The organism is Streptomyces sp. NBC_01304 (assembly GCF_035975855.1).
In the GTDB taxonomy this organism is placed as follows: domain Bacteria; phylum Actinomycetota; class Actinomycetes; order Streptomycetales; family Streptomycetaceae; genus Streptomyces.
In genome coordinates, this window is sequence record NZ_CP109055.1 from 1,166,136 (window position 1) to 1,188,411 (window position 22,276).

Genomic DNA, 22,276 nt, shown 5'->3' on the forward strand with positions numbered 1-22,276 from the left:
GCCCGAGCACCGGAACCATCCTCCAGAAGGGCTGCGCGATGACCGCCGGAACCAGCAAGGACACCCCCGGGGCCCGGCCCCCGGCCCGGGAAGCCGTGAAAGCGGCGCTCACCACCCAGGCCGTCGAGACCCCGTCGTGGGCGTACGGAAACTCCGGCACGCGCTTCAAGGTCTTCGCACAGCCAGGCGTCCCCCGCACTCCGTTCGAGAAGCTGGACGACGCCGCCCAGGTGCACGCCCACACCGGGGTGGCGCCGACCGTCGCCCTGCACATTCCGTGGGACCGCGTCGACGACTACGCCGCGCTCGCCGCGTACGCCGAAGAACGCGGACTGCGGATCGGCACGATCAACTCCAATGTGTTCCAGGACGACGACTACAAGCTGGGCTCGGTCACCAACCCGGACCCGGTGGTGCGCCGCAAGGCCGTCGGTCATCTCCTCACTTGCGTCGACATCATGGAGGCGACCGGTTCGAGGGACCTGAAGCTCTGGTTCTCCGACGGCACCAACTACCCCGGCCAGGACGACCTTCGGGCTCGCCAGGACCGGCTCGCCGAGGCCCTGCGCACCGTGTACGACCGGCTCGGCGACGGGCACCGGATGCTCCTCGAATACAAGCTCTTCGAGCCGGCCTTCTACGCCACCGACGTACCGGACTGGGGCACGGCGTACGCCCACTGCCTCAAGCTCGGCCCGAAGGCGCAGGTCGTGGTGGACACCGGGCATCACGCGCCCGGCACCAACATCGAGTTCATCGTCGCGACGCTGCTGCGGGAGGGCAGGCTCGGCGGCTTCGACTTCAACTCCCGCTTCTACGCGGACGACGACCTGATGGCGGGCGCCGCCGACCCCTTCCAGCTGTTCCGCATCATGTACGAGGTCGTACGCGGTGGCGGATTCACCCCGGACGTGGCGTTCATGCTCGACCAGTGCCACAACATCGAGGCGAAGATCCCCGCGATCATCCGCTCGGTGATGAACGTCCAGGAGGCCACCGCGAAGGCCCTCCTCGTCGACGCCGAGGCCCTGGGCGAGGCGCAGCGCGACGGTGATGTGCTGACGGCCCACGGGGTGCTGATGGACGCCTTCAACACGGATGTACGTCCCCTCCTCGGCGCACTGCGCGAGGAGTGGGGCCTCGACCCCGATCCGATGGCGGCCTACCGGCGCTCGGGCTGGCAGGAGCGGATCGTCAAGGAGCGGGTCGGCGGCGAGCAGGCCGGGTGGGGCGCGTGAACGACATGGCATCGCGGCACACGGCACAGCAGCACACCGCAGTGGCCGAACTCCTGGATCGCGCGCACCGGTTGGGCGCCGATCCCCGCAACACCAACTACGCGGGCGGCAACGCCTCCGCGAAGGGCGCCGCCCCCGACCCGGTGACCGGTGACGACGTCGAGTTGATGTGGGTCAAGGGCTCGGGCGGCGACCTCGGCACGCTCACCGCCGAGGGTCTGGCCGTCCTGCGCCTGGACCGGCTGCGGGCGCTCGCCCAGGTCTATCCGGGGGTGGAGCGCGAGGACGAAATGGTCGCGGCGTTCGACTACTGCCTGCACGGCAAGGGATGGCTCCCGGGGGGAGAAGGCACAGCGCCGTCCATCGACACCGCGATGCACGGCCTCGTGGACGCGCCCCACGTCGACCATCTGCACCCGGACTCCGGCATCGCGCTCGCCTGCGCCGCGGACGGCGAGAAGCTGACCGCGGAGTGCTTCGGCGAGCGGGTGGTGTGGGTGCCGTGGCGGCGGCCCGGTTTCCAACTGGGCCTGGACATCGCCGCGGTCAAGGAGGCGAATCCGCAGGCGATCGGCGTCATCCTCGGCGGGCACGGCATCACCGCGTGGGGTACCACCTCCGAGGAGTGCGAGCAGAGCGCCCTGCACATCATCCGCACCGCCGAGGCCTTCCTCGCCGCACGCGGAAGGCCGAAGCCCTTCGGCAGCCTCCTCAAGGACCACGCGCCCCTGGAGCCGGCCGCACGCCGGGAGCGGGCCGCCGCCCTGGCCCCGGCGATCCGGGCCCTCGCCTCCCAGGACCGGCCGCAGATCGGCCACTTCGACGACTCGGCGCCGGTCCTGGAGTTCCTTTCGCACGCCGAACACCCGAGGCTCGCCGCGCTCGGCACGTCCTGCCCCGACCATTTCCTGCGCACGAAGGTGCGCCCCCTCGTCCTCGACCTGCCGCCCACCGCGCCGCTGGACGAGGCGAAGGCACGCCTGCGCGAACTGCACGCCGCCTACCGGGAGGAGTACGCCGCCTACTACGCGCGGCACGCCACCGCCGACTCCCCCGCGATGCGCGGCGCGGATCCGGCGATCGTCCTTGTGCCGGGCGTCGGCATGTTCTCCTTCGGCAAGGACAAGCAGACCGCGCGGGTCGCGGGCGAGTTCTACGTCAACGCCATCCATGTGATGCGCGGGGCCGAGGCCGTCTCGTCGTACGCGCCCATCGAGGAGCGCGAGAAGTTCCGGATCGAGTACTGGGAGCTGGAGGAGGCCAAACTGCGGCGGATGCCGAAGCCGCGGCCGCTGGCCACCCGGGTCGCCCTGGTGACGGGGGCGGGCTCCGGCATCGGGCGGGCGATCGCCCACCGCCTCGCCGCCGAGGGCGCCTGTGTGGTGGTGGCGGACCTCAAGGGTGCGGCAGCGGTGGCCGAGGAGCTGGGCGGGCCGGACAAGGCGGTCCCGGTCACGGTGGACGTGACGAGCGAGGAGCAGATCGCCGGGGCCTTCCGGCAGGCGGTGCTCGCGTTCGGAGGGGTGGACCTGGTGGTGAACAACGCCGGGATCTCCCTCTCCAAGCCGCTGCTGGAGACGACGGCCGCGGACTGGGACCTGCAGCACGACATCATGGCCCGCGGCTCCTTCCTGGTCTCCCGTGAGGCGGCCCGCGTGATGACGGAGCAAGGACTCGGCGGCGACGTCGTGTACATCGCCTCCAAGAACGCGGTCTTCGCGGGCCCGAACAACATCGCCTACTCCGCCACCAAGGCCGACCAGGCCCATCAAGTACGGCTGCTCGCCGTGGAGTTGGGGCCCCACGGCATCCGGGTCAACGGCGTCAATCCGGACGGCGTGGTCCGCGGCTCGGGGATCTTCGCGGGCGGCTGGGGTGCCCAGCGGGCGGCGACGTACGGCATCGAGGAGGACGAGCTCGGCGAGTTCTACGCCCAGCGCACCCTGCTGAAGCGCGAGGTGCTGCCCGAGCACGTGGCGAACGCGGTGTTCGCCCTGACCGGCGGCGACCTCACGCACACCACCGGGCTGCACATTCCGGTCGACGCGGGCGTGGCGGCCGCGTTCCTCCGGTGAGCACCGGGGCGGTGAGTGCCGGGTCGGTGCATGCCCAGGGTGGCACGAGCGCGTTCGCCGCGGTCGACCTCGGTGCGTCCAGCGGGCGCGTCATGGTCGGCCGGGTCGGCCCCCTCAGGCTCCACTTGGAGGAGGCGCACCGGTTCGCGAACCGTCCGGTGCGGCTGCCGGGCGCGCTGCACTGGGACATCCTCGGCCTGTACGCGGGTGTCCTGGACGGCCTGCGGTCCGCCGGGCGGTCGGTGTCCCGGGACGACGACCGGGCGTCCCTGGCCTCGGTGGGCATCGACTCCTGGGCCGTCGACTACGGCCTGCTCGACGCCGACGGGGCGCTGCTCGGCAACCCGGTGCACTACCGCGACGACCGCACCCAGGGCGTGGCGGAGCAGGTGTGGGCGAAGGTCCCGGCGGCCGAGCTGTATGCGGCGACGGGCCTGCAGCACGCCCCGTTCAACACGCTCTACCAGCTTGTCGCCGCCCGGGACAGCACCCAACTGGACGCCGCCCGGCAGCTGTTGCTGATCCCCGACCTGCTGACGTACTGGCTGACCGGCACCCGCGGCACCGAGCTCACCAACGCCTCCACCACCCAGCTCCTCGACCCGCGCACCCGCACCTGGTCCCCGCACGTCGCCGAGCCCCTGGGCATCGACCTGGACCTCTTCCCTCCCCTGCGGCACCCGGGCGACCCCGCGGGCCGGCTGCTCCCCGCCGTGCTCGCCGAGACCGGCCTGAGGGGTCCGGTGCCGGTCACGACGGTCGGCTCGCACGACACGGCCTCCGCGGTCGCCGCGGTGCCGGCCGCCGACGGGGAACGGTTCGCCTACATCTGTACCGGCACCTGGTCCCTGGCAGGCCTCGAACTCGACGCCCCCGTACTCACCGAGGCAAGCCGGCAGGCCAACTTCACCAATGAGCTGGGCCTGGACGGCACCGTCCGCTACCTCCGCAACATCATGGGCCTGTGGCTCCTGCAGGAGTGCCTGCGCTCCTGGGGCGAGCCCGAACTTGGTCAACTGCTGGATGCGGCAGCGGAGTTGGAGCCCCTGCGGTCGGTCGTGGACGCGGGCGACCCCGGCTTCCTGAGCCCCGGCCGCATGCCGCAACGCATCGCCGAGGCCTGCCGCGCCACCGGACAGCCCACCCCCGAGGACCCGGCGGCCACCACCCGCTGCATCCTCGACTCGCTGGCCCTCGCCCACCGCCGGGCCGTCGTGGACGCCCAGCGGCTGGCCGGGCGCACCGTGGACGTCGTGCACATCGTCGGCGGCGGCGCACGCAACGCGCTGCTGTGCCAACTCACCGCCGACGCCTGCGGGTTGCCGGTCGTTGCCGGTCCCGCCGAGGCTGCCGCGCTCGGCAACGTCCTCGTACAGGCCCGCGCACACGGCGCGGTCGGCGACTCGCTCGGCGCGATGCGCGCCCTGGTGGCCCGCACCCAACCACTGCGCCGGTACGTGCCGCGCGGCACCCCCGAACCCTGGCGGGCGGCCGAACGCCGGCTCGCCGCACACTGAGTCGGGGCGGCAGCGGTCTCACCGTCATGACAGTCCGCGGGGTTCAGCCACTCACCCAGGGCCGGAGCTTCTCGGGGTTGCGTACGGACCAGATGTGCTTGATCCGCCCGTCCACGACGTCGAAGGCGAGCACCGTCTCGGTGATGCCGCCCCGCTGGGCCACCAGTCCGGCCTGGCCGTTGACCGTGCGCTCCAGGATCGTCATGCCGGACATCAGGCTGACGATGTCGACGAAACCGCGCGCGACGACCTCGCCGCCGACCGCCGGGCGGAGCGCCGCGCTGACGATGCCGCCGCCGTCGCCGACCGCGACGACATCGGGGTCGAGGAGGCCGATCAGCGCCTCGATGTCCTTGGCCTCCCACGCCCGCTTGAAGCGCCCCACGACCTCGGCGTGCTCGGCCACCGGGGCCGCCGGAGCCTGCGCGGCGCGGATCCGGCGGCGGGCCGACGAGGCCAACTGCCGGCAGGCCGGCGGCGTACGGCCGACGATCTCGGCCACTTCGGCGAACGAGTAGCGGAAGACGTCGTGCAGGACGAAGGCGACCCGCTCGGCCGGGGTCATGGCTTCGAGCACGACGAGGAAGGCCATGCCGACCGACTCGTCGAGGGTGACCCGGTCGGCCGGATCGGGCGCGGCGCCACCCGCCCGGGCGCTGGCCCACTCGGTGCGGTCGGGCAGCGGTTCGGGGATCCATTCGCCCACGTAGCTCTCCCGCCGGACCCGGGCCGAGCCGAGCAGGTCGAGGCAGATGCGACTGGCGACCTTCGTCATCCAGCCGCCGGGGGATGCGACGGCCTGCCGCTGCCGCGGCGTCAGGGCGTACCAGCGGGCGTACGTCTCCTGTACGACGTCCTCGGCGTCGGCCAGTGAACCGAGCAGCCGGTAGCCGACATTGATCAGCTGGCGTCGCTCGCTCACGATGACGCTCAGGCTCGGATCGGCTCCGGCGTCGTCCTGCTCGGATTCGTTGCTCATCGTTTCGACGGCTCCCTCTGTGGCATCCGGTCTCATGAGTCCGACGAAACAGCGCGCCGGAATGTGAGACGGCCGCGACTGACGGCCTGTCAGATCACTTGGTGCGTGGCCCTTGAATCGGTCGGGAGGCCCGCACACACTTACCGCCGTGAGCCAGCCACCGCGCGACCCCCGCCCCTCCCCCGGCGCCCCCGACGTCGTCGTGATCGTCCTGGACGACCTGGGCTTCGCCCAACTGGGCAGCTACGGCTCGGACATGGACACCCCGCACATGGACCGGCTCGCCGCCGGCGGGCTGCGGTTCAACCGCTTCCATGTCACCGCGATGTGCTCGCCCACCAGGGCCTCCCTGCTCACCGGTCGCAACCACCACGCGGTCGGCATGGGCTTCCTCGTCGACCTGCCGATCGCCTACCCCGGCTACACCGCGCGGCCGCCCAAGTCCGCCGCCCCGCTGCCGCGTGTGCTGCGCGACGCCGGCTACTCGACGCTCGCCGTCGGCAAGTGGCACCTCACACCGCGCTGGGAGCGCTCCGCATCCGGCCCCTTCGACCGCTGGCCGCTCGGCTACGGCTTCGAGCGCCACTACGGCTTCCTGCAGGGCGACACCAACCACTGGGCGCCCCAACTCGTGCGCGACAACCACTACACGGAGCCCCCGGCGGGTCCGGACGAGGGCTATCACCTCAGCGAGGATCTCGCCGGCTCCGCGATCCGGATGATCCTCGACCAGCATCAGGCGACGCCCGACAAGCCGTACTTCCTCTACTTCCCGCTCGGCGCCATGCACGCGCCGCACCACGTGGCGCGCGAGTGGAGCGACGCCTACCGGGGCCGCTTCGACCAGGGCTGGGAGCGCTGGCGCGAGGAGACGTTCGCCCGTCAGGTCGCCCTCGGCGTCGTCCCCGAGGGCACCACGCTGACCGAACGCCCGCCGTGGATCCAGGACTGGCGGTCGCTGTCCGCCGACAAGCGCCGGGTGTTCGCGCGCATGCAGGAGGTGTACGCGGGGTTCCTCACGCACACCGACGCGCAGATCGGGCGTCTCCTCGACTTCCTCGCGCGCATCGGGCGCCTCGACAACACCCTCGTGCTGCTGCTCTCCGACAACGGCGCCAGTGCGGAGGGCGGCCAACTCGGCACCCCCAACGAGCACCGCTTCACGGCCCGTTCGGGCGACACCGCGGAGGCCAACCTCGCCGCTCTCGAAGACTGGGGCGGTCCGACGACGTATCCGCACTACGCCTGGGGCTGGGCCTGGGCGGGCAACACCCCGCTGCGGCTGTGGAAGCGCTACACCTGGCTCGGCGGCACCCGCGCCCCGCTGATCGCGCACTGGCCCCGCCGGATCCGCGACGCGGGCGCGCTGCGCGGGCAGTTCGCGCACGCCGTGGACCTGATGCCGACGATCCTCGACGCGTGCGGGGTGGCGCGGCCGGCGGTGGTCGACGGCGTCGGCCAGGATCCGTTCGACGGCCGCAGCCTGCTGCCCGTCCTCGACGACGCCGGGGCGCCCGCGCCGCGCGGTACGCAGTACTTCGAGATGCTGGGTTCCCGCTCGCTCGTCCACGGCCCGTGGAAGGCCACCACCGACCATGTGTCGCACGGCGTCGCGGACGAGGAGCGGCTGCTGCCCGGCAGCCGTGACTTCGCCGCCGACCGCTGGTCGCTGTTCCGGCTGGCCGAGGACTTCGCCGAGGCCCACGACGTCGCCGGTGAACACCCGGAGGTGGTCAAGGAGTTGGCGGCGCTCTGGGACGCGGAGGCGGAACGCAACCAGGTGCTGCCGCTGGACGACCGGATGCAGGAGCGGCTCAGCGCGATGATCCCGCCCGCCTGGCCGCTGCCCGCCCGCGGCGTCTACCGGCCCGGGGGCTCGCCCGTGCACGACGAGACGCTGCCGCTGCTGTTCGGCGGGTTCACGCTCACCGCGGACGCCGACGTACCGGAGGCCGGAGCGGCCGGGGTGCTGTGCGCGCTGGGCGACCTCACGGGCGGCTTCGCCCTGTACGCCGACGACGCGGGACACCTCGTCTTCGCCTGCTCCCGCGCCGGTGACCTGGACCGGGTGCGCGCCCCCGAACCCCTCACCGCAGGAAGCCACTTGCTCGGCGTACGCTTCGACGCCCGCGCGAACACCTTCACCCTCCAGGTGGACGGCGAAGACGTCGCCACCTCGGCCCTCAGCGGGCCCTTCCCCTTCACCTTCCAGCACGGCGGCACCGGCCTGTGCGTGGGCCGCGACCGGGGCCTGCCGGTGGAGGACACCTACCGGCCGCCGCATCCCTGGACCGGCGCACTGCGGGAAGTCGTCATCGAGGGCCCGCCGGCGCACCGGGCGCCGCGCCGCCCGATCGAGGACGAGATCGAGGCGGCGCTGCACGGCGACTGACGCAGGTCAGCCGAGGGCGGCGAGGTGACGGTGGAGCGCCCGGTGCCCTTCGGGGGTGGGGTGCAGGCCGTCGGTGAACAGCTCCGGGCTCTTGCGCAGCGGCTCCCACAGATCGAGGAAGTCGACGTGGTGCGCGTCGCACCAGCTCCGCAGGGACTCGCGCAGGGCCCGTGCGCGCGCCTCGGTGAAGCGCAGGCCCTCGTAGTCGCGGGTGCGTTCCTCGTCGAGCCAGAGCGGTCCCACGACGACGAGCCGTGCGTCGTGTCGCAGGGCCGTGGCGGCGAGCGGGTCGAGGCTGTCCGCGATCCGCACCGGCTCGTCGGCCCGCGCCTCCGCGACGGCGACCGGCAGGGCCGAGTCGTTGATGCCGGCCGCGACGAGGAGGGTGTCGGGGCGGCGCGGGGCAAGCAGCGCGGGTGTCTGCTCGGCCACTTCGGCAAGGGTGCTGCCGGGGATGGCCAGGTTGAAGACCCGGTGGTCCGCCTCGTTCCCGGCGATGTGCGCGCCCGCCAAGTGGGCCGTCCAGCCGCCCTGCGGATCACAGCGTCCGTACGCGATGCTGTCGCCCACGATCGCGATGCGCGCGGCCGCCCGCAGCGGATTCGCGTCCAGGTAGGCCCAGGCGCTCTCCCCGGAGGACAGCCGCACCCGTCGGCGCGCGTAGTCGTCGACTTCGTACGCGTCGGCGGCGGCGAGGTCCTGGTCGGTGAGGTGCAGAACGGCACCCTCGACCTCGGCGTCGAGCCTGCGCGTGAGGGTCAGATGGACGTCGAGGCCACTGGCGGCGATCACGGCCTCGTCAGTGATCGGCAGGGGCCTGGTGGTGTAGCCGGCCAGCGACGCCGGGGAACACGGCACGGCCTGACCGAAGAGCACGTTCTGGACCCGCTCGTCGAGCAGCGTGCCGAAGGAGAACAAGGTGTGGGGGCGTGGTGCGGGCACGTGCGTGCGGGGCCTTTCCTCAAGGATCTGCCGGATACGGGACGATCCGGCGAAGATTGGGCGTTTACGGATTGACCGATTACGGATTGATCGGATACGGACTGATCGGGTCACCCTAACGTCCGCCCCGAGTGGCCCGACCGGGGCTCCCGAACAGTTCCCCGGGTGCGCTGCACGTCCGACGACCCGGGCGCCGGCCGACGGCCGCGTCTGGCCCGTCGATGGTGCGTACGCAGGAGTGCGCCACCCTGGCGGCGTAGCCGCTCGCAGTCTCACGTCCCCGTTCGGTGCGGCCATGACCAGTGCGTATGGTGCGCCCGCTCGCCCAGTTGGGCGAGCGGTGCGGGTCCGCTCCGCAGGCCGACTGCCGCTGACGAGCCTTCGATGGAGGTCTCGGTGCGGTCCTCCGAGCGGGCAGTCCACGTCCGTGCCGTGCCGCGGAAGTGGAGATTCGCCTGATGCGTGTTGCTCGCCTCCTCGCCACCGCCGCCATGACCTCGCTCGCCCTCGGTGCGAGCGCGGCCCCCGTCCTTGCCGACGACGGGACCTCGCTGTCCATCAACCCGAGCCCGGGAGTGCCCGGCTCCACCGTCGTGGTGTCCGTCAGCGGAGGCTGCACCGCGTCGTCGGCCACCGCCACGTCCGACGCCTTCACCGCCTCGGTGCCGCTGTCCACCGGCTCCGCCCGCATCTACACGGGCACCGCCACCATCAAGTCGGACGCCTCCGCCGGCACCCACTCCGTGAACATCGACTGCCCCGGCAGCGGAACCTCCACGTACTCCATCACGGTCGGCTCCTCGACCACCGTCAAGGGCGTCAGGGGCGGCCTCGGCGGCAGCGTCGACGGCATGAACACCACGGAGCTCGCCGCGGGTTCGGCCCTGCTGGCCGCCGCCGTCGTGGGCGGAGTGCTGGTGGTGCGGCGGCGTAGGCAGAACTGACCCCTGCCGGCTCGTCACGGCCGGGGGAAGGCGGCCGCCGCCACGAGGAACGCGTCGTTGTCCTCGGCGGAGCCGATCGAGACGCGCACACCGGCGCCCGGGAAGGGCCGGACCGCCACCCCCGCCGCGGCGAGGTGCGCGCCGAGGCCGAGGGCCCGGTCCGGGAGCGGCAGCCAGAGGAAGTTCGCCTCGCTCTCAGGGACGTACCAGCCCTGGGCCAGGAGGGCCTCGCGGACCCGGCCGCGTTCCTTCGTGACGGTCTCCACGCGTGCCATCAGCTCGTCCTGCGCGAGGAGCGAGGCGACGGCGGCGGTCTGGGCAAGGCTGCTCACCGCGTACGGCAGGCCCGCCTTGCGGATCGTCGCGATCACGGCCGGCGGCCCGACCGCGAAGCCGACGCGGAGGGCGGCCAGGCCGTACGCCTTGGAGAAGGTGCGCAGGACCAGCACGTTCGGCCGGCCGGGGCCCAGCGTGAGGGCGTCGGGGGCCTCGGTGTCGCGTACGTATTCGCGGTAGGCCTCGTCGATGACGACCAGGCAGCCGGCCGGCACCCGGTCCAGGAACGCCTCCAGGGCGGGCCGGTGCAGCACGGTGCCCGTCGGGTTGTTCGGGGTGCAGACGAAGACGAGCCGGGTGCGGTCGTTGATCGCGTCGGCCATCGCGGGCAGGTCGTGCGTGCCGTCCGACCGCAGGGGGACCTCCACGGCGGTCGCTCCCGCGAGCTGGGTCAGGAGCCGGTACGCCTCGAACGAGCGCCACGCGTAGACGACTTGCGCGCCGGGCCCGGCGATCGCCGACAGGAGCGTCTGGAGGACGGCGACCGAGCCGGGGCCCACGACGACGCCGCCCTCGGGGACGCCGAGGCGCCCGGCGATCGCGGCGGTCAGCTCGGCGCAGCGCAGGTCCGGATAGCGGTTCACCTCGCGCGCCGCCTCGTTGATCGCCTGCAGCACGGCGGGGAGCGGTGCGTGCGGGGACTCGTTGGCGGACAGCCGGTACAAGTGGCCTTCGAGAGTCGAGGTGTTGGAGGTGTTGGAGGTGTTGGAGGTGTTGTTCGTGGTTGCCTGGGGGGTCATGGGTCGGTCAGCTCTCATAGATCGGTGAGGTCGATGCGGATGTCCTCGGCGGCCAGCCGCTCGCACAGCTCCACCGCCGCGTCGGTGTCGGCGGCGCGTACCGCGACGAAGCCGAGCCGGTCCCAGTTGTCCCGCAGCGGGCGCACCACGTCGCCCGGCCGTACGCGGACCTCGGCGGCCAGCACGTCGGGGCGGGCGGCGACGTCCTCGACGCCCTTCACCGCGGTGACGATCCCCGGGGCGCGCATCAGGAAGCGGATGCTCGCGGCGGCGACCGGCCGCGGGTCGTCGGGGAGTTCAGCGACGAGGCCCGTCGGCCAGCCGACCGCGTACGCGGCGAGGTCGATGCCGTAGGCGGCGCGGACCAGCTCGTCGATGTGGTCGCCGCCGGCCCTGTTGTGGGACTCGATGACCATGGGTCCGCGGCGGCTGAGCCTGATCTCGGTGTGGCTGGGGCCGTCGGTCAGGCCCATGGTGGTCAGGAACTCCCTTGTCGCGGCGGCGATTTGGGTGCGGTCGGCGAGGGTGAGGCGGGCCGGCAGGGCGTGGCCGAGTTCGGCGGAGTGGGCCTCGTCCACCAGCTTCTCGGTGACGGCCACCACGACGTGGCGGCCGGTGAAGCTGAAGGCCTCGACGCTGAACTCGGGCCCGTCGATGTACGCCTCCATGAGGAAGTCGCGGGCGGTGAACAGCTTCGAGCCGAAGCCGCGGTCCGTACGGGTGCTGCGCAGCTGCCCGAGCCGGTGCCACACCCCGGCCAGCTCGCCGGCGCCGTTCACCCGGGTCACGCCGAATCCCGCGGTGGCGTCGGTCGGCTTGACGATGAAGGGGTAGCCCACGCGCGCCCCGAAGGCATCGAGCGAGGCCCGGTCGGTGACCGGCTCGCCCGGCACGGTCAGGCGGCTGCCCCGCTCGGCGAGGTGCCGGCGCATCAGATGCTTGTTCCGCAGCCGCACGCTCACTTCGTACGGGGTCCCGCCGAGCCCGAGCAAGGTGTTGAGCCGGGCCGCGTTGACCAGGCCGCCCTCGGCCAGGGCGACCACGGCGTCGAAGCCCCAGATCTCGTGGGCGGCCTCGGCCAGCGGGCCCACCGTGCGCCAGTCCGTGTAGTCGACCATCATCAGCGCGTCGACGAGGCCGGTCTGGGCGGGGCCGATCCGTCCCTGGTGCTGGAACAGGACGATGCGCGGCCCGAGTTGCGCGGCCCGCTCGACCTGGGTGCCGGTGCCGCCGATGAGCAGCACGGTGCGGTCCCCGGTCAACGTGCGGGGCCTTCCGCCGCGTCGACCGCGTAGAAGCCGTCGCCGTCCAGGTAGCGCGTGGTCATGGCGTCGCGGGCCACGGTGCTCGCGTCCTCGTGGAGCAGGTAGACGCGCAGCGGGAGGGTCCAGTCGTCGACGGACCGGTGCAGGGCGGCGCCGGGGGTCACCCGGTGCAGCACGTCGTGGAAGCTTTCGAGCGCCCGGAGTTCGTCCATCTTCGGCAGGCTCACGAGGGTGCCGCCGACGGGCGAGACCATGTTGATGATCCGGGCGTGCTTGAGCACTTGGTAGTCGGTGTCCCGGCGTGCGTGGAACCGTTCGGGGTCGACGCACGCCAGCACGGTCCAGTCCAGCTGGCTCTCGCCGGTCGCGGCGCCGGCGGGCACGTGCAGGTCGGCGCCGCAGATGCGGGCGCCCGTCTCGATCAGCCGCGGGCCGTGCGGGGTCAGCTTGAGTTCGGTGTGCGCGGGCCCGTTGTGGATGCCCAGGGCGTCGAGGACCTGGAGGGTGTACGCGACCAGTCGGTCCTGCTCGGGGCCGCGCCGGGGCAGCAACTCCGAGCCGGCGGGGATGTCCTGTACGCCGTTGGCGCTGAGGTGGTGCACCTTCCAGATGTCGCAGACGTGGTGCTTTCCGTCGCGGCCCACGGTGTTGACGATGTACTCGTGGCCCGCCAGGTACTCCTGCGCGAGCACGGTGTGATTGCGCTGGCCCAGGGCGTTGTCCGTGCCGATCAGGCCCTCGAACGCGGTACGCACCTGAGTCGCGTCGTGGCAGTAGGAGATGCTGTCGTTGCCCGCGCTGCTCACCGGCTTGAGGACGACGCGGCCCTCGGTCCCCGCGTACCAGCGCAGCAGGGAGCCGAGGTCGGCGGCGAGGAACTGGTCGGCGCTGGGCACTCCGGCGGCCCGGACCGTGTCGAGCATCAGGTACTTGTCGCGGCGGGCCTGGCTCAGCAGGGTGCCGTTGGTCGGCAGGCCGAGCTTCTCGCTGAGCCGGTCCGCCAGGACGACCGCGCGTTCGACGCCGGGGACCAGTGCGGTCGGCGCGTGCGCGGCAAGGGCCTCGACGGTGCGCGAGACGTCTCCCGTATGGACGATGTTGGCGCCGAAGTCGCCCGGCCTGAAGCTCGGCGCGTAGTTCGCGGGCGTATCGGGCGTGCTCTGCACGTGGACGCAGTGGTACCCCTGCGCGTGGAAGACCGGCGCGAGGCAACGGGCGCTCGCGTAGGCATCGACGATGACGACCTTGCGGGACGCGGCCGCAGCGCTCATGGCGATCTCTTTCCACCGGGTCACCGGCTGGGTGCGGAGGTTCATCACTGGGGCTGTCACAGGTCCCCCCACTGGGGCTGTCGGAGGGGTGTCACTGGGGCTGTCACTGGTTGGTGAGGCTGACCGGATCGCCGAAGCGCATCAGGTCGCGGTAGGTCACTGCCCTGGCGTGCCGCATCATCCGCAGCGAGGCCACCGCGCTCTCGGCGTTCGGGTCGTGGCGCACGATCGAGGAGTCCGTGCCGACCTGGTCGGCGGCGACGATCACGTGCCGCTCGATGTTGATCAGGTCGGCCTCGAGCAACGCGTCGCGGGCGAAGGCCAGTTCGGGGTCGGTGGTGATGAGCATGTCGAAGGGTTTGCAGGACACCTTGACGAGGGTCCGCATCGCCTTGCGGAAGGCGCGGGGCTCGGGCATGACCCCGCCGCTCAGCGCCTCCGGCAGGGCCGGCGGCTGCATGGTCGGGCGGACCCGGGCGCCGTAGCACGGGGCCGACATGTCGCCGGCGTGGACCATGGCCGCCGTGAATCCGCGTACGTACATGGCGGCCTCGTGCAGGGCGTCGTGCGCCGTTTCGCGCTCGCCCGCCTTGAGCGCGGTGACGGCGCGGTTGACGGAGTCGGCCGCCGCGAGGGTGAGCATGAGGTAGAGCTGGTGGGCGATGATCCACCGGGTCAGCTCGTCGTGGCCCGGCTCGTACAGGGTCCCGGTCCCGGCCGAGGCCGCGGTCGGGTGCTGTGCGGGCGCGCCCGGTCCGGGGTCCAGGCCTTCGAGGAGGCGGATCATCGAACAGACCTCGGCATCACGGTCGTTGAGGCCGAGCCGGGCATGCCGTATGTCGGCGAGGACCCGTGCGCCGACCGTCGTCACCTCGGACACCAGATACGGGTCGTGCAGGGGCGCCGTCCTGATCCCGAAGTAGATGTGGTGGGGGACGATCGGCTTCAGCGGCGCGGTGTCCATCGGGGGCACGACCGCCTCGATGGCCAGGCGGCGGACCTGGTCCACCGCGTCGTCCGTCGCCTTGCGCAGGACGTCGTTGGCGCCGCCCGGGTTGAGCAGCGCGGTGTGCAGGTGCCTGAGCGAGGCGGTCGCGTCGCGCAGGGCGGCCCGCACCGGTGCGGCGGGTCGGGTGCGGGCGCGCACCTCGTTGTTGGCGGGGAAGACGACGATCGGAAGGTCGGGGCATCCAGCGGACACGTAACTCACCTGTGCATTTCGGTAGTTGGCGGTACTTCGGTAGTTGGCGGTTCTTCGGTAATTGGCGGTTCTTCAGCAGCTGGCGGTTCGTGGAAAGGGCGGATCGAGTACGGGGTCATGACGTGGCGAATCCGCGGGCCTCTTTGAGGAACTGCCCGAGGTATCCGTCGTGCGGCAGGTACGGGTCCGTCCACCAGCCCGGGACCCGGCCGTGCAGGACGGTGCGGATCCCCGGGGTGTCCAGGGCCTCTTCGACGAGCGCGGTGTTGTCGGTGAGCAGGGTCAGGGCGAGCGAGTCGTCCAGCGGGGCGAGGCCGTCCGACGGCTGCCAGGGCGCCACCCATACGCAGGGGAAGGGCAGTTCCGTGCCCAGGCCCGGGTGGTCGTTGCGGTCGACGCAGAGCACGGCGGGCCGCAGCACGGCGGCGTCGCCGTCGACGACGGGCAGGGGCCCTTCGCCGGTCCCGTCCTTGTCGTAGTGGCGACGCGTCAGCTCGGGCGCGCCGCGGGCGGCACGGTCGAGGCTCGCCCGGAGGCCCGTTGCGTCCTTCAGCGAGCGGGCCGGCAGCACGGCCGCCTCCTCGGTGATCAGGTGGACCGGGAGCCTGGCCAGCCGCTCGGCGAGGGCTTCGGCCAGCACCCGGTGGTCGCCCGAGGTGAGGACCGCGGTGGCGTTGGTGCAGCGCACTCCGCCGTCCGCGGCGATCTCGGTGACCAGGTGGTCCAGCGTCGCGTCGTCGAGCGGTCCGTCGACCAGGACCTTGCTGCGGCCGGGGCCCCGCACCAAGACCCGGTCGTCGCCGCGCAGCCGGGCCACCGTGGCCTCACTGCCGTAGACGAGGGCCAGGTCGGCCGCGTGGGTCAGTGCGTCGGCGGCGCCGTGGGCGCCGGGCAGCAGGCCGATCCAGCCGGGCTCGATGCCCGCGGCGAGCAGGGCCCGCACCAGACGCAGCGGGGTGAAGGGGTCGCGCGCGCCGGGCCGTACCGCGACCCGGTAGCCCATCGCGACGGCCTGCAGCCACGCCGCGTGCGTGGCCGGGTGGTTGCTCGGCGCCACCACGGCGAGCACGGACCCGCGGCGCACCCAGCGGGCCGTGCCGCCGGCGCCGACGGGCGACTGCCTGCGGACGATCTCGGGAAGCAGCCCGCAGACCCGGCTCATACGGCCGAGCGTCCGGCGGGCCACGGCGACGGGAACCCCGGAGGCCAGCGCCTGCGTCAGGCAGTACTCCTCGGGCGTCTGGCCGCCCAGGGTGGCCTCGGCGAACAGGCGGCCCGCCGCGGCGAGGACGGTCAGCCGCTCGTCCTGGGGCATACGGGGCGCCTGGCGCATGGCCTTCGTGGTCAGCCTCGCGACGAGGGCGGGCGCCTCATGGACCGCGGCGAGCGGTGCGCCGTTCACGGCGTGCAGGACACGGGTGTCACGCGAGCCGCGCTCCTGTCCGTCGCGGAGCACCGGTACGGCCGGCAGGGACTGCAGGGACGGTACGGACGGTAGGGACTGCAGGGACAGTGCGGACGGTAGGGACAGCGACACGTCAGACCAACTCCTCGGGTGCCGGCCAGGCCGACCTCGTGATGTCCACCGCGCCCCGGGCCGGGACACGGAACTGGGTGCGCTCCTGCTCGGTGACGGGGAGACCCATCGCGTGGCGCAGGCCGGCCGTCTGGATCGCGCGCGGCGGGCAGCCCTCCAGGTAGACGCCGGCCTCGCGGTGCTCGTACAGGGCGTTGCCCACCAGGACGACCGCGCCGCGCAGCTCGGGGAGGGTCGCGAGGGGTCCGGCGACGATGGTCAACTCGCCGGGAAATGCCAGGAGTTCGGCGCGCAGCTTGTGCAGGGCGGCGGCCAGCCAGCGGCGGCAGTCCGCGCACGCCGTGTCGGCGTACAGGTGGATGCCCTCCCTGGGCGGTATGAGGTTCACCGGGGCGCGTCGGATCGGAAAGGCGGCATCCTCGACGCGGACGCCCCGTACCGCTATGTCGGCGAGGGTGGCCGGTCCGAGACCCCGCCGCTCGGCGTCGAGCAGATAGGCCAGTTCCCTCGGCTGTACGCCGGCGACCGTGGCAAGGACCGCGTCCAGGGCGACGGCGTTGCGCGAGGCGGCGATGACGCCGACCGGGCGGGAGGTGCCCGCCATCGGGTAGTTGCCCTCGATGACGGTGAGGGCGTCGCAGACGACGAGGTGCTGCGGACGGAGTTGGTTGAGGTCGACGATCGACTCCTCGACGCCGGCCATGTGGACGACGCGGGTGGTGAATCCGGGCAGCAGGCCGACGAGGTTCTTCATGGCGGCGGTGAGGACGACGCTGGAATGGGTGCGCAGGTGGGGTGCGCCGATGAAGAAGTCGCAGTCGGTGACGAGGTCGGGGACCGCGATCGGCACCCTCAGCGAGGTGGCACCGGGGATCTGCACCACGCGCAGCGGCCGGTCGTCGAAGCTGACGACCTGGGCGTGGCGGTGGACCGGGCTGCCTTCGAGGATGTGCTTGAGCACGTGGGTGCGTTCCGCGACGAACACCTCGGCGCCGCGCGCCGAGGCCCGTTTGGCCACGGCAAGGAGGATGTCCGGGCTGGTGCAAAAGCCCGGTGTGCGCTGGAACATGTTGGGCTTGATGACGACCCGGTCGCCCTTGCCGACGTCGCGCAGCGGGTCGCCGAGCAGGTGCAGGGCCTCGTCGACCGCGCGGTCGACCTCAGCGGTCGTGAAGGCCGAGGCTTTGGTCAGCGCGACGGCTGTGCGGTGGTCCCCCGCCATGAGAACTCCCCCTCCGTGCCGCTTCAGAACGTCGGACCGTCGAAGACGACGGCGCGCACCGGAGCGGCCTCGACGTCGGAGACCTTGATCGGCAGGGCCATCAACTGGACGACAGGCCCGGTGACTTGGTCGAGGTTCTGGATGTTCTCCAGAATCGGAATGCCCGCGCCGAGCAGCCGGCGGTGCACCTGGCCGCTGCGGTCGTCGGGACGCTCCGTGATGCAGTCCAGACCCACCAGGACGGCGCCGCTGAGCACGATCCAGTCCGCCGCGGAGAGCGTGAGGTAGGGCGGCTTGTCCCAGTAGTCGGCGCGGCCCAGATGGCGCTTGGGATGGTCGGTGCGGATCAACAGCCGGTCGCCGGGCCGCCAGCTGCCGCGCAGCGCCTTGTCCAGGTCCTCGCCGGTGACCGGGTCCAGGTCGCCCTTCCACGAGAGGTCGGCGACACAGGTGCGCCCCACGAAAGTCTCCAGGGGCACCTCGTCGATCTTCTCGCGGTCCGCGAAGAAGTGGTATCCCGATTCCACGTGCGAGCCGTTGTGCGGAAATAGGCTGAGGTCCGAGAAAGTGCGGCCACCGGGACGCGAAAGATCCGTCTGCGGTGTCATGGCACGACGGATTTCGAATTCCGGGTACCAGGGCGCGTCAAAGGAGGGCATCCCCTCGTACCAACCCTGGCTGATATCAATCATCTTCACGGTCCACTCCCCTGCTCCACCGGTGAAAAGATCGCCTCGTCGGCGATACGGTGCGGCCATCAGAGCATGGTGCGTAGATCCGGAACAACGATCGCCGATTACGTTGTCAGCATCCTGCCAGCGCCCTGCCATTCATACGTGACCATGGTTAGCCTTCCGGCGAAGGAACGTGCACGACTGCCCACTTGGAAGGTGCCCCATGATCGTTGCAATGCGTCCGCGAGCCACCCGTGAACAGCTGGAATACGTAATTGGACTTCTCCACGAAAATGGTTTGACATCTGTTTCCAGCACCATGGCGGACATCGTGATGCTCATCACCGAAGAGAGCGTGACGCCGGACATCGCCGCAACGATCGAGAAGGCTCCCGGAGTTGACCGTGTCGTCGTCGTTCCGGGCACACAACGCCTCACCAGCAGGATCTTCCGCCCGGAGGACACCCGGGTCCAGGTCGGTCCGGCGGGCGGGCCGGTCATCGGCGGGCCGGAGTTCGTGGTGATCGCGGGCCCCTGCGCGGTCGAGAGCGCGCCGCAGATGAATTCGGTGGCCGACGTGGTCGTCGCGTCCGGCGCGGTCGTCCTGCGCGGCGGAGCCTTCAAACCGCGTACTTCTCCCTACAGCTTTCAGGGACTTGGACTCGCCGGCCTCACCCTCCTCGCCGAACAGCGGAGGCGCACGGGACTGCCGGTAGTCACCGAGGTCGTCACGGCCGACGATGTGAAATGCGTCGCGGAGGAGAGCGACATGCTGCAGATCGGCACGCGGAACATGCAGAATTTCGATCTGCTGCGTGCGGCCGGGGAATCCGGACGGCCCGTACTTCTGAAGCGGGGCATGTCCTCGACGATCGAGGAATGGCTGCTTGCCGCCGAATACGTGATGCACGTGGGGAACAGCTCCGTCGTGCTGTGCGAGCGAGGCATCCGCAGCTATGACCGCAGCACTCGGTTCACTTTGGATCTCGGCGCCGTGGCAGAGGCAAAGCGCCTCACTCATCTGCCCGTTCTCGTCGACCCCAGCCACAGCACCGGCCGGCCCCATCTGGTCGGCCCCATGTCCCTCGCCGCCGCCTCGTGCGGTGCCGACGGCCTGCTCATCGATGTGCACACCGATGCCCGCAATGCGTTGTGCGACGGCAATCAGGCACTGTCCGGCGAGCAGTTCAGCACGCTGATGGAGCGGCTCAGGCCCGTCGTGGAGGCCGTGGGACGGACCCTCGCGCGGCCCCGCTCACAGTCCCTTGCCCAGGTCTGACCGCACGTCCGACGAGATCCCGAGGAGAGAACATGCTGGACAGCACCGCCGAACCCTTCACCTCCGGGCCCCTCCCCGCCGACCTCGCGCCGGAGGAGTTCATCCACGCCGCGATGCAGTGGCACTTCTCGCCGGAGACCGGCTCCCCGTACTGGGTGAAACGCGCCACGGGGCTGGACTTCGATCCGCTCACCGACATTCGCACCTGGGACGACCTGGCGCGCTTTCCCGACGTCAGCGAGGAATGGCGGGACATATCCGTGGACGACCTCGTGCCGGCCGGACTCGGCCGCGCCCCATGGGACTTCCAGGTGTTCGACAGCGGCGGGACCACCGGCCGCCCCAAGCGCATCGTCGAATCGAAGTCACGCCTGGCCGGTGTGCGCTGGGTGAGCGGCGTCCTCGCCGAGCACGGCATCCCCGGCGAGGGCGACGGCCACTGGCTGCACCTGGGCCCCACCGGACCGCACATCGTCGGCCGTTCCGTCGGGCTGCTCGCCCGGATGCGCAGGACGTTCTGCCACTTCATCGACTTCGACCCGCGCTGGGTCAAGGCCGCCGTCAAGGAGTCCCGCACCGACGAGGCGGCCCGCTATGTGCGGCACATCCTGGCCCAGGCCCGGGACGTCCTGTCCACGCAGCCCGTCTCGGTGCTCTTCGCCACCCCGCCGGTGCTCGAGGCCCTGGCCGCCGACGAGGCGCTCCTGGACCTGGTCCGGCGCAAGGTCCGCGGCATCATCTGGGCGGGCACCAGCGCGAGCCCCGAGACGCTCCGCACCCTCGACGAGGAGATCTTCCCGCAGGCCGCCGTCGTCGGCCTGTACGGCAACACCATGATGGGCATCGCCCCTCAACGCCCCAGGACCGGGCGACCGGACGAACCGCCCTGCGTGTTCGTGCCGTTCCATCCCTTCAGCCAGGTCCAGGTCGTCGGCCCGCCCGACTCCGACGCCGCCGGCACACCGGTGGCGTACGGCGAGCGCGGACAGGTCCGGATCAGTCTGCTCTCCCGTGACCTGCTGCTGCCCTGGACCCTGGAGCGCGACAGCGTGGTGCGCGTGGCGCCGACGGCGGCGTACCCGCAGGACGGTCTTGCCGACATCCGGCCCCTCGACACAGACGGCGCCCCGGCCACGGTCGAAGGGGTGTACTGAGCATGGCGCGCAGCCCCGTCCCTGTCCTGCCCCTGCGGGGGACCGTCAGTGCGCTCGACCGTGCCGACCACGCGAGTCTGCTCGCCACGTGCATCCGGGCCCGGGACACGGCCCGGCGGTCCCAGCGCCCCGTCCTGGCCAGTTGGGCCGGGCCGTCGGACATCGCGGATCCGGTGTCGGTGTGGAGTCGCGCCCGGCGCAGCACACCGCGCTCGTTCCTGTGGCAGTCGCCGTGGGACGGCGGCTCCATCGTGGCGATCGGTTCCGCCCGCGATCTGCGCGGCCGCGGTGCGAGCCGGGTGCGCACCGTCCGTGCGGCCTGGCGGGCACTCGCAGCGGACGCGGTCACCGGGGGCACCGCCGTGTCCCCGTTGCCGCCCGGAAAGGGGCCGCTCGCGCTCGGCGGCTTCGCCTTCCGTCCCGAACAGGGCTACGAGATGGGCCGGTTCCCCGACGCGCTGATGTGGGTGCCCGCGCTGCAGATCCGCGGCACCGTCCCCTCCCCCGCCGCCCAAGAGACTCGCCGAACGGCCGAACTGCGGCTCAACGCGGTCCTGTTGCACGACAGCGACCCTTGGCAGGTGGCGGGCGGCCTCCGCCACCTCGCCGACCTCTGCCTCACCCAGGACTCCACACCCGAGGCGGTCGCCCCCCGTCCGAAGGCCGAACTCACCTGCCACAGGGAGGAGTTGCCGTCCGCCGCCGACTGGAAGAATCTCGTACGCCAGGCCACCGGCCGGATCCGTGCAGGTGTCTTCGAGAAGGTCGTCCTGGCCCGCGAGCTCCGGGTCACCGCGTCCGCGCCCTTCGACGTACCGGCGGCGGTCGAGCGGCTGCGCGGCGCCAACCCAGGCACCACCGTCTTCGCCGTCGACCACGAGGAGTACACGTTCCTCGGCGCCACCCCGGAATATCTCGTACGCGTCGCCGGGCGTTCGGTGCACGCACTCGGCCTCGCGGGCACCGCGCCGCGCGGGGCCACACCCGACCAGGACTCGGCGCTGGAGCGCGACCTGGTCGCCAGCGCCAAGATCCGGCACGAGCACGACGTCGTCGTCCGCATGCTCCGCGAGGCACTGGGCGTCTCCTGCACCGAGGTCACCGCCGACACCGCTCCCCGCGTGACCAAGCTGGCCCACGTACAACACCTGTCGACGCGGGTGCGGGGCCGGATACGCGAGCAATCCCCGGCAGGCGTCCTGGACTTCGTCGAGGCGCTTCATCCGACGCCTGCCCTCGGTGGCCACCCGCGCAGGCAGGCGCTGCACTGGCTCGCCGGTCACGAAGGGCTCGACCGCAGCTGGTACGCGGGCGTGGTGGGCTGGGCCGACGGTGCCGGCCAGGGCCAGTTCGCGGTCGCCATCCGCTCGGCGCTGCTCGACGGGCCCACCGCCTCGCTGTACGCGGGCTGCGGTCTGGTCGGCGACTCCGACCCCGAGGCCGAGTACGCGGAGAGCTGCGCGAAGTTACGGCCCATGCTGTCCGCCCTGGGAATGGAGTGAATCTCCTT

General features: G+C 71.9%; 17 protein-coding genes. 8 read left to right on the forward strand and 9 right to left on the reverse strand.

Annotated features, from left to right (window positions below; genetic code table 11):
* Positions 1–38: 38 nt before the first annotated feature.
* The 3 genes from rhaI to OG430_RS05125 all read left to right on the forward strand — a co-directional run bounded on the left by rhaI (position 39) and on the right by OG430_RS05125 (position 4,830).
* Positions 39–1,238 carry an L-rhamnose isomerase gene (rhaI, locus tag OG430_RS05115; protein ID WP_327351202.1) on the forward strand — a complete coding sequence of 400 codons (1,200 nt, stop codon included), beginning with the start codon at positions 39–41 and terminating at the stop codon, positions 1,236–1,238.
* Positions 1,239–1,243: 5 nt separating this feature from the next.
* Positions 1,244–3,313, forward strand: coding sequence for a bifunctional aldolase/short-chain dehydrogenase (locus tag OG430_RS05120; protein WP_327358957.1), 2,070 nt, complete (start codon positions 1,244–1,246; stop codon positions 3,311–3,313).
* A 92-nt stretch (positions 3,314–3,405) separates the two neighbouring features.
* Complete coding sequence (locus OG430_RS05125; RefSeq protein WP_327358958.1) at positions 3,406–4,830, forward strand: rhamnulokinase; 1,425 nt, start codon at positions 3,406–3,408, stop codon at positions 4,828–4,830.
* Positions 4,831–4,873: 43 nt separating this feature from the next.
* On the opposite strand, the gene sigJ is transcribed toward OG430_RS05125, so the two are convergent.
* Complete coding sequence (gene sigJ, locus OG430_RS05130) at positions 4,874–5,809, reverse strand: RNA polymerase sigma factor SigJ (RefSeq protein ID WP_327351203.1); 936 nt, start codon at positions 5,807–5,809, stop codon at positions 4,874–4,876.
* Positions 5,810–5,957: 148 nt separating this feature from the next.
* Here sigJ and OG430_RS05135 point away from each other — a divergent pair, with 148 nt between their 5' ends.
* Positions 5,958–8,201 carry an arylsulfatase gene (locus tag OG430_RS05135; protein ID WP_327351204.1) on the forward strand — a complete coding sequence of 748 codons (2,244 nt, stop codon included), beginning with the start codon at positions 5,958–5,960 and terminating at the stop codon, positions 8,199–8,201.
* A 6-nt stretch (positions 8,202–8,207) separates the two neighbouring features.
* Here the strand turns inward: OG430_RS05135 and OG430_RS05140 are convergent, their stop codons facing one another.
* Positions 8,208–9,143 (reverse strand): GDSL-type esterase/lipase family protein, encoded by a 936-nt coding sequence (locus OG430_RS05140; protein WP_327351205.1) that lies wholly within the window; start codon positions 9,141–9,143, stop codon positions 8,208–8,210.
* A gap of 458 nt (positions 9,144–9,601) precedes the next feature.
* Here OG430_RS05140 and OG430_RS05145 point away from each other — a divergent pair, with 458 nt between their 5' ends.
* Entirely contained in the window at positions 9,602–10,087 is a 486-nt protein-coding gene (locus OG430_RS05145; RefSeq protein ID WP_327351206.1) for a hypothetical protein, read from the forward strand.
* A gap of 14 nt (positions 10,088–10,101) precedes the next feature.
* On the opposite strand, the gene hisC is transcribed toward OG430_RS05145, so the two are convergent.
* From hisC to OG430_RS05180, 7 genes are all read right to left on the reverse strand, one after another.
* On the reverse strand, positions 10,102–11,163 hold the full coding sequence (gene hisC, locus OG430_RS05150; protein WP_327351207.1) for a histidinol-phosphate transaminase: 1,062 nt from the start codon (positions 11,161–11,163) through the stop codon (positions 10,102–10,104).
* A 14-nt stretch (positions 11,164–11,177) separates the two neighbouring features.
* Positions 11,178–12,425: an ATP-grasp domain-containing protein gene (locus tag OG430_RS05155; protein WP_327351208.1), complete on the reverse strand. Its 1,248-nt coding sequence runs from the start codon at positions 12,423–12,425 to the stop codon at positions 11,178–11,180.
* Complete coding sequence (locus OG430_RS05160) at positions 12,422–13,699, reverse strand: ATP-grasp domain-containing protein (protein ID WP_327351209.1); 1,278 nt, start codon at positions 13,697–13,699, stop codon at positions 12,422–12,424. The genes OG430_RS05155 and OG430_RS05160 overlap by 4 nt, the downstream gene beginning before the upstream one ends.
* 103 nt (positions 13,700–13,802) lie before the next feature.
* Entirely contained in the window at positions 13,803–14,900 is a 1,098-nt protein-coding gene (locus OG430_RS05165) for a hypothetical protein (protein ID WP_327351210.1), read from the reverse strand.
* 115 nt (positions 14,901–15,015) lie between these two features.
* On the reverse strand, positions 15,016–16,437 hold the full coding sequence (locus OG430_RS05170; protein WP_327351211.1) for an aldehyde dehydrogenase family protein: 1,422 nt from the start codon (positions 16,435–16,437) through the stop codon (positions 15,016–15,018).
* A gap of 1 nt (position 16,438) precedes the next feature.
* On the reverse strand, positions 16,439–17,659 hold the full coding sequence (locus OG430_RS05175) for a DUF362 domain-containing protein (protein ID WP_327351212.1): 1,221 nt from the start codon (positions 17,657–17,659) through the stop codon (positions 16,439–16,441).
* A gap of 23 nt (positions 17,660–17,682) precedes the next feature.
* On the reverse strand, positions 17,683–18,489 hold the full coding sequence (locus OG430_RS05180; RefSeq protein WP_327351213.1) for a cyclase family protein: 807 nt from the start codon (positions 18,487–18,489) through the stop codon (positions 17,683–17,685).
* Between the two features lie 79 nt (positions 18,490–18,568).
* Here OG430_RS05180 and aroF point away from each other — a divergent pair, with 79 nt between their 5' ends.
* The 3 genes from aroF to OG430_RS05195 are packed head-to-tail and all read left to right on the forward strand — an operon-like array spanning position 18,569 to position 22,268.
* Positions 18,569–19,612, forward strand: a complete 1,044-nt coding sequence (gene aroF / locus OG430_RS05185) for a 3-deoxy-7-phosphoheptulonate synthase (RefSeq protein WP_327358959.1) — start codon at positions 18,569–18,571, stop codon at positions 19,610–19,612.
* A gap of 32 nt (positions 19,613–19,644) precedes the next feature.
* Complete coding sequence (locus OG430_RS05190) at positions 19,645–20,766, forward strand: phenazine biosynthesis protein (protein ID WP_327351214.1); 1,122 nt, start codon at positions 19,645–19,647, stop codon at positions 20,764–20,766.
* 2 nt (positions 20,767–20,768) lie between these two features.
* Positions 20,769–22,268, forward strand: coding sequence for an isochorismate synthase (locus OG430_RS05195; RefSeq protein ID WP_327351215.1), 1,500 nt, complete (start codon positions 20,769–20,771; stop codon positions 22,266–22,268).
* The last annotated feature ends 8 nt before the right edge of the window (positions 22,269–22,276 follow it).

Bases quoted from the DNA above. Each gene is read 5' to 3' on its own strand.
- rhaI (WP_327351202.1), top strand. From the start codon at position 39: ATGACCGCCGGAACCAGCAAGGACACCCCCGGGGCCCGGCCCCCGGCC.
- OG430_RS05120 (WP_327358957.1), top strand. From the start codon at position 1,244: ATGGCATCGCGGCACACGGCACAGCAGCACACCGCAGTGGCCGAACTC.
- OG430_RS05125 (WP_327358958.1), top strand. From the start codon at position 3,406: ATGGTCGGCCGGGTCGGCCCCCTCAGGCTCCACTTGGAGGAGGCGCAC.
- sigJ (WP_327351203.1), bottom strand. From the start codon at position 5,809: ATGAGCAACGAATCCGAGCAGGACGACGCCGGAGCCGATCCGAGCCTG.
- OG430_RS05145 (WP_327351206.1), top strand. From the start codon at position 9,602: ATGCGTGTTGCTCGCCTCCTCGCCACCGCCGCCATGACCTCGCTCGCC.
- hisC (WP_327351207.1), bottom strand. From the start codon at position 11,163: ATGACCCCCCAGGCAACCACGAACAACACCTCCAACACCTCCAACACC.
- OG430_RS05160 (WP_327351209.1), bottom strand. From the start codon at position 13,699: ATGAGCGCTGCGGCCGCGTCCCGCAAGGTCGTCATCGTCGATGCCTAC.
- OG430_RS05175 (WP_327351212.1), bottom strand. From the start codon at position 17,659: ATGGCGGGGGACCACCGCACAGCCGTCGCGCTGACCAAAGCCTCGGCC.
- OG430_RS05180 (WP_327351213.1), bottom strand. From the start codon at position 18,489: ATGGCAGGGCGCTGGCAGGATGCTGACAACGTAATCGGCGATCGTTGT.
- aroF (WP_327358959.1), top strand. From the start codon at position 18,569: ATGCGTCCGCGAGCCACCCGTGAACAGCTGGAATACGTAATTGGACTT.
- OG430_RS05190 (WP_327351214.1), top strand. From the start codon at position 19,645: ATGCTGGACAGCACCGCCGAACCCTTCACCTCCGGGCCCCTCCCCGCC.
- OG430_RS05195 (WP_327351215.1), top strand. From the start codon at position 20,769: ATGGCGCGCAGCCCCGTCCCTGTCCTGCCCCTGCGGGGGACCGTCAGT.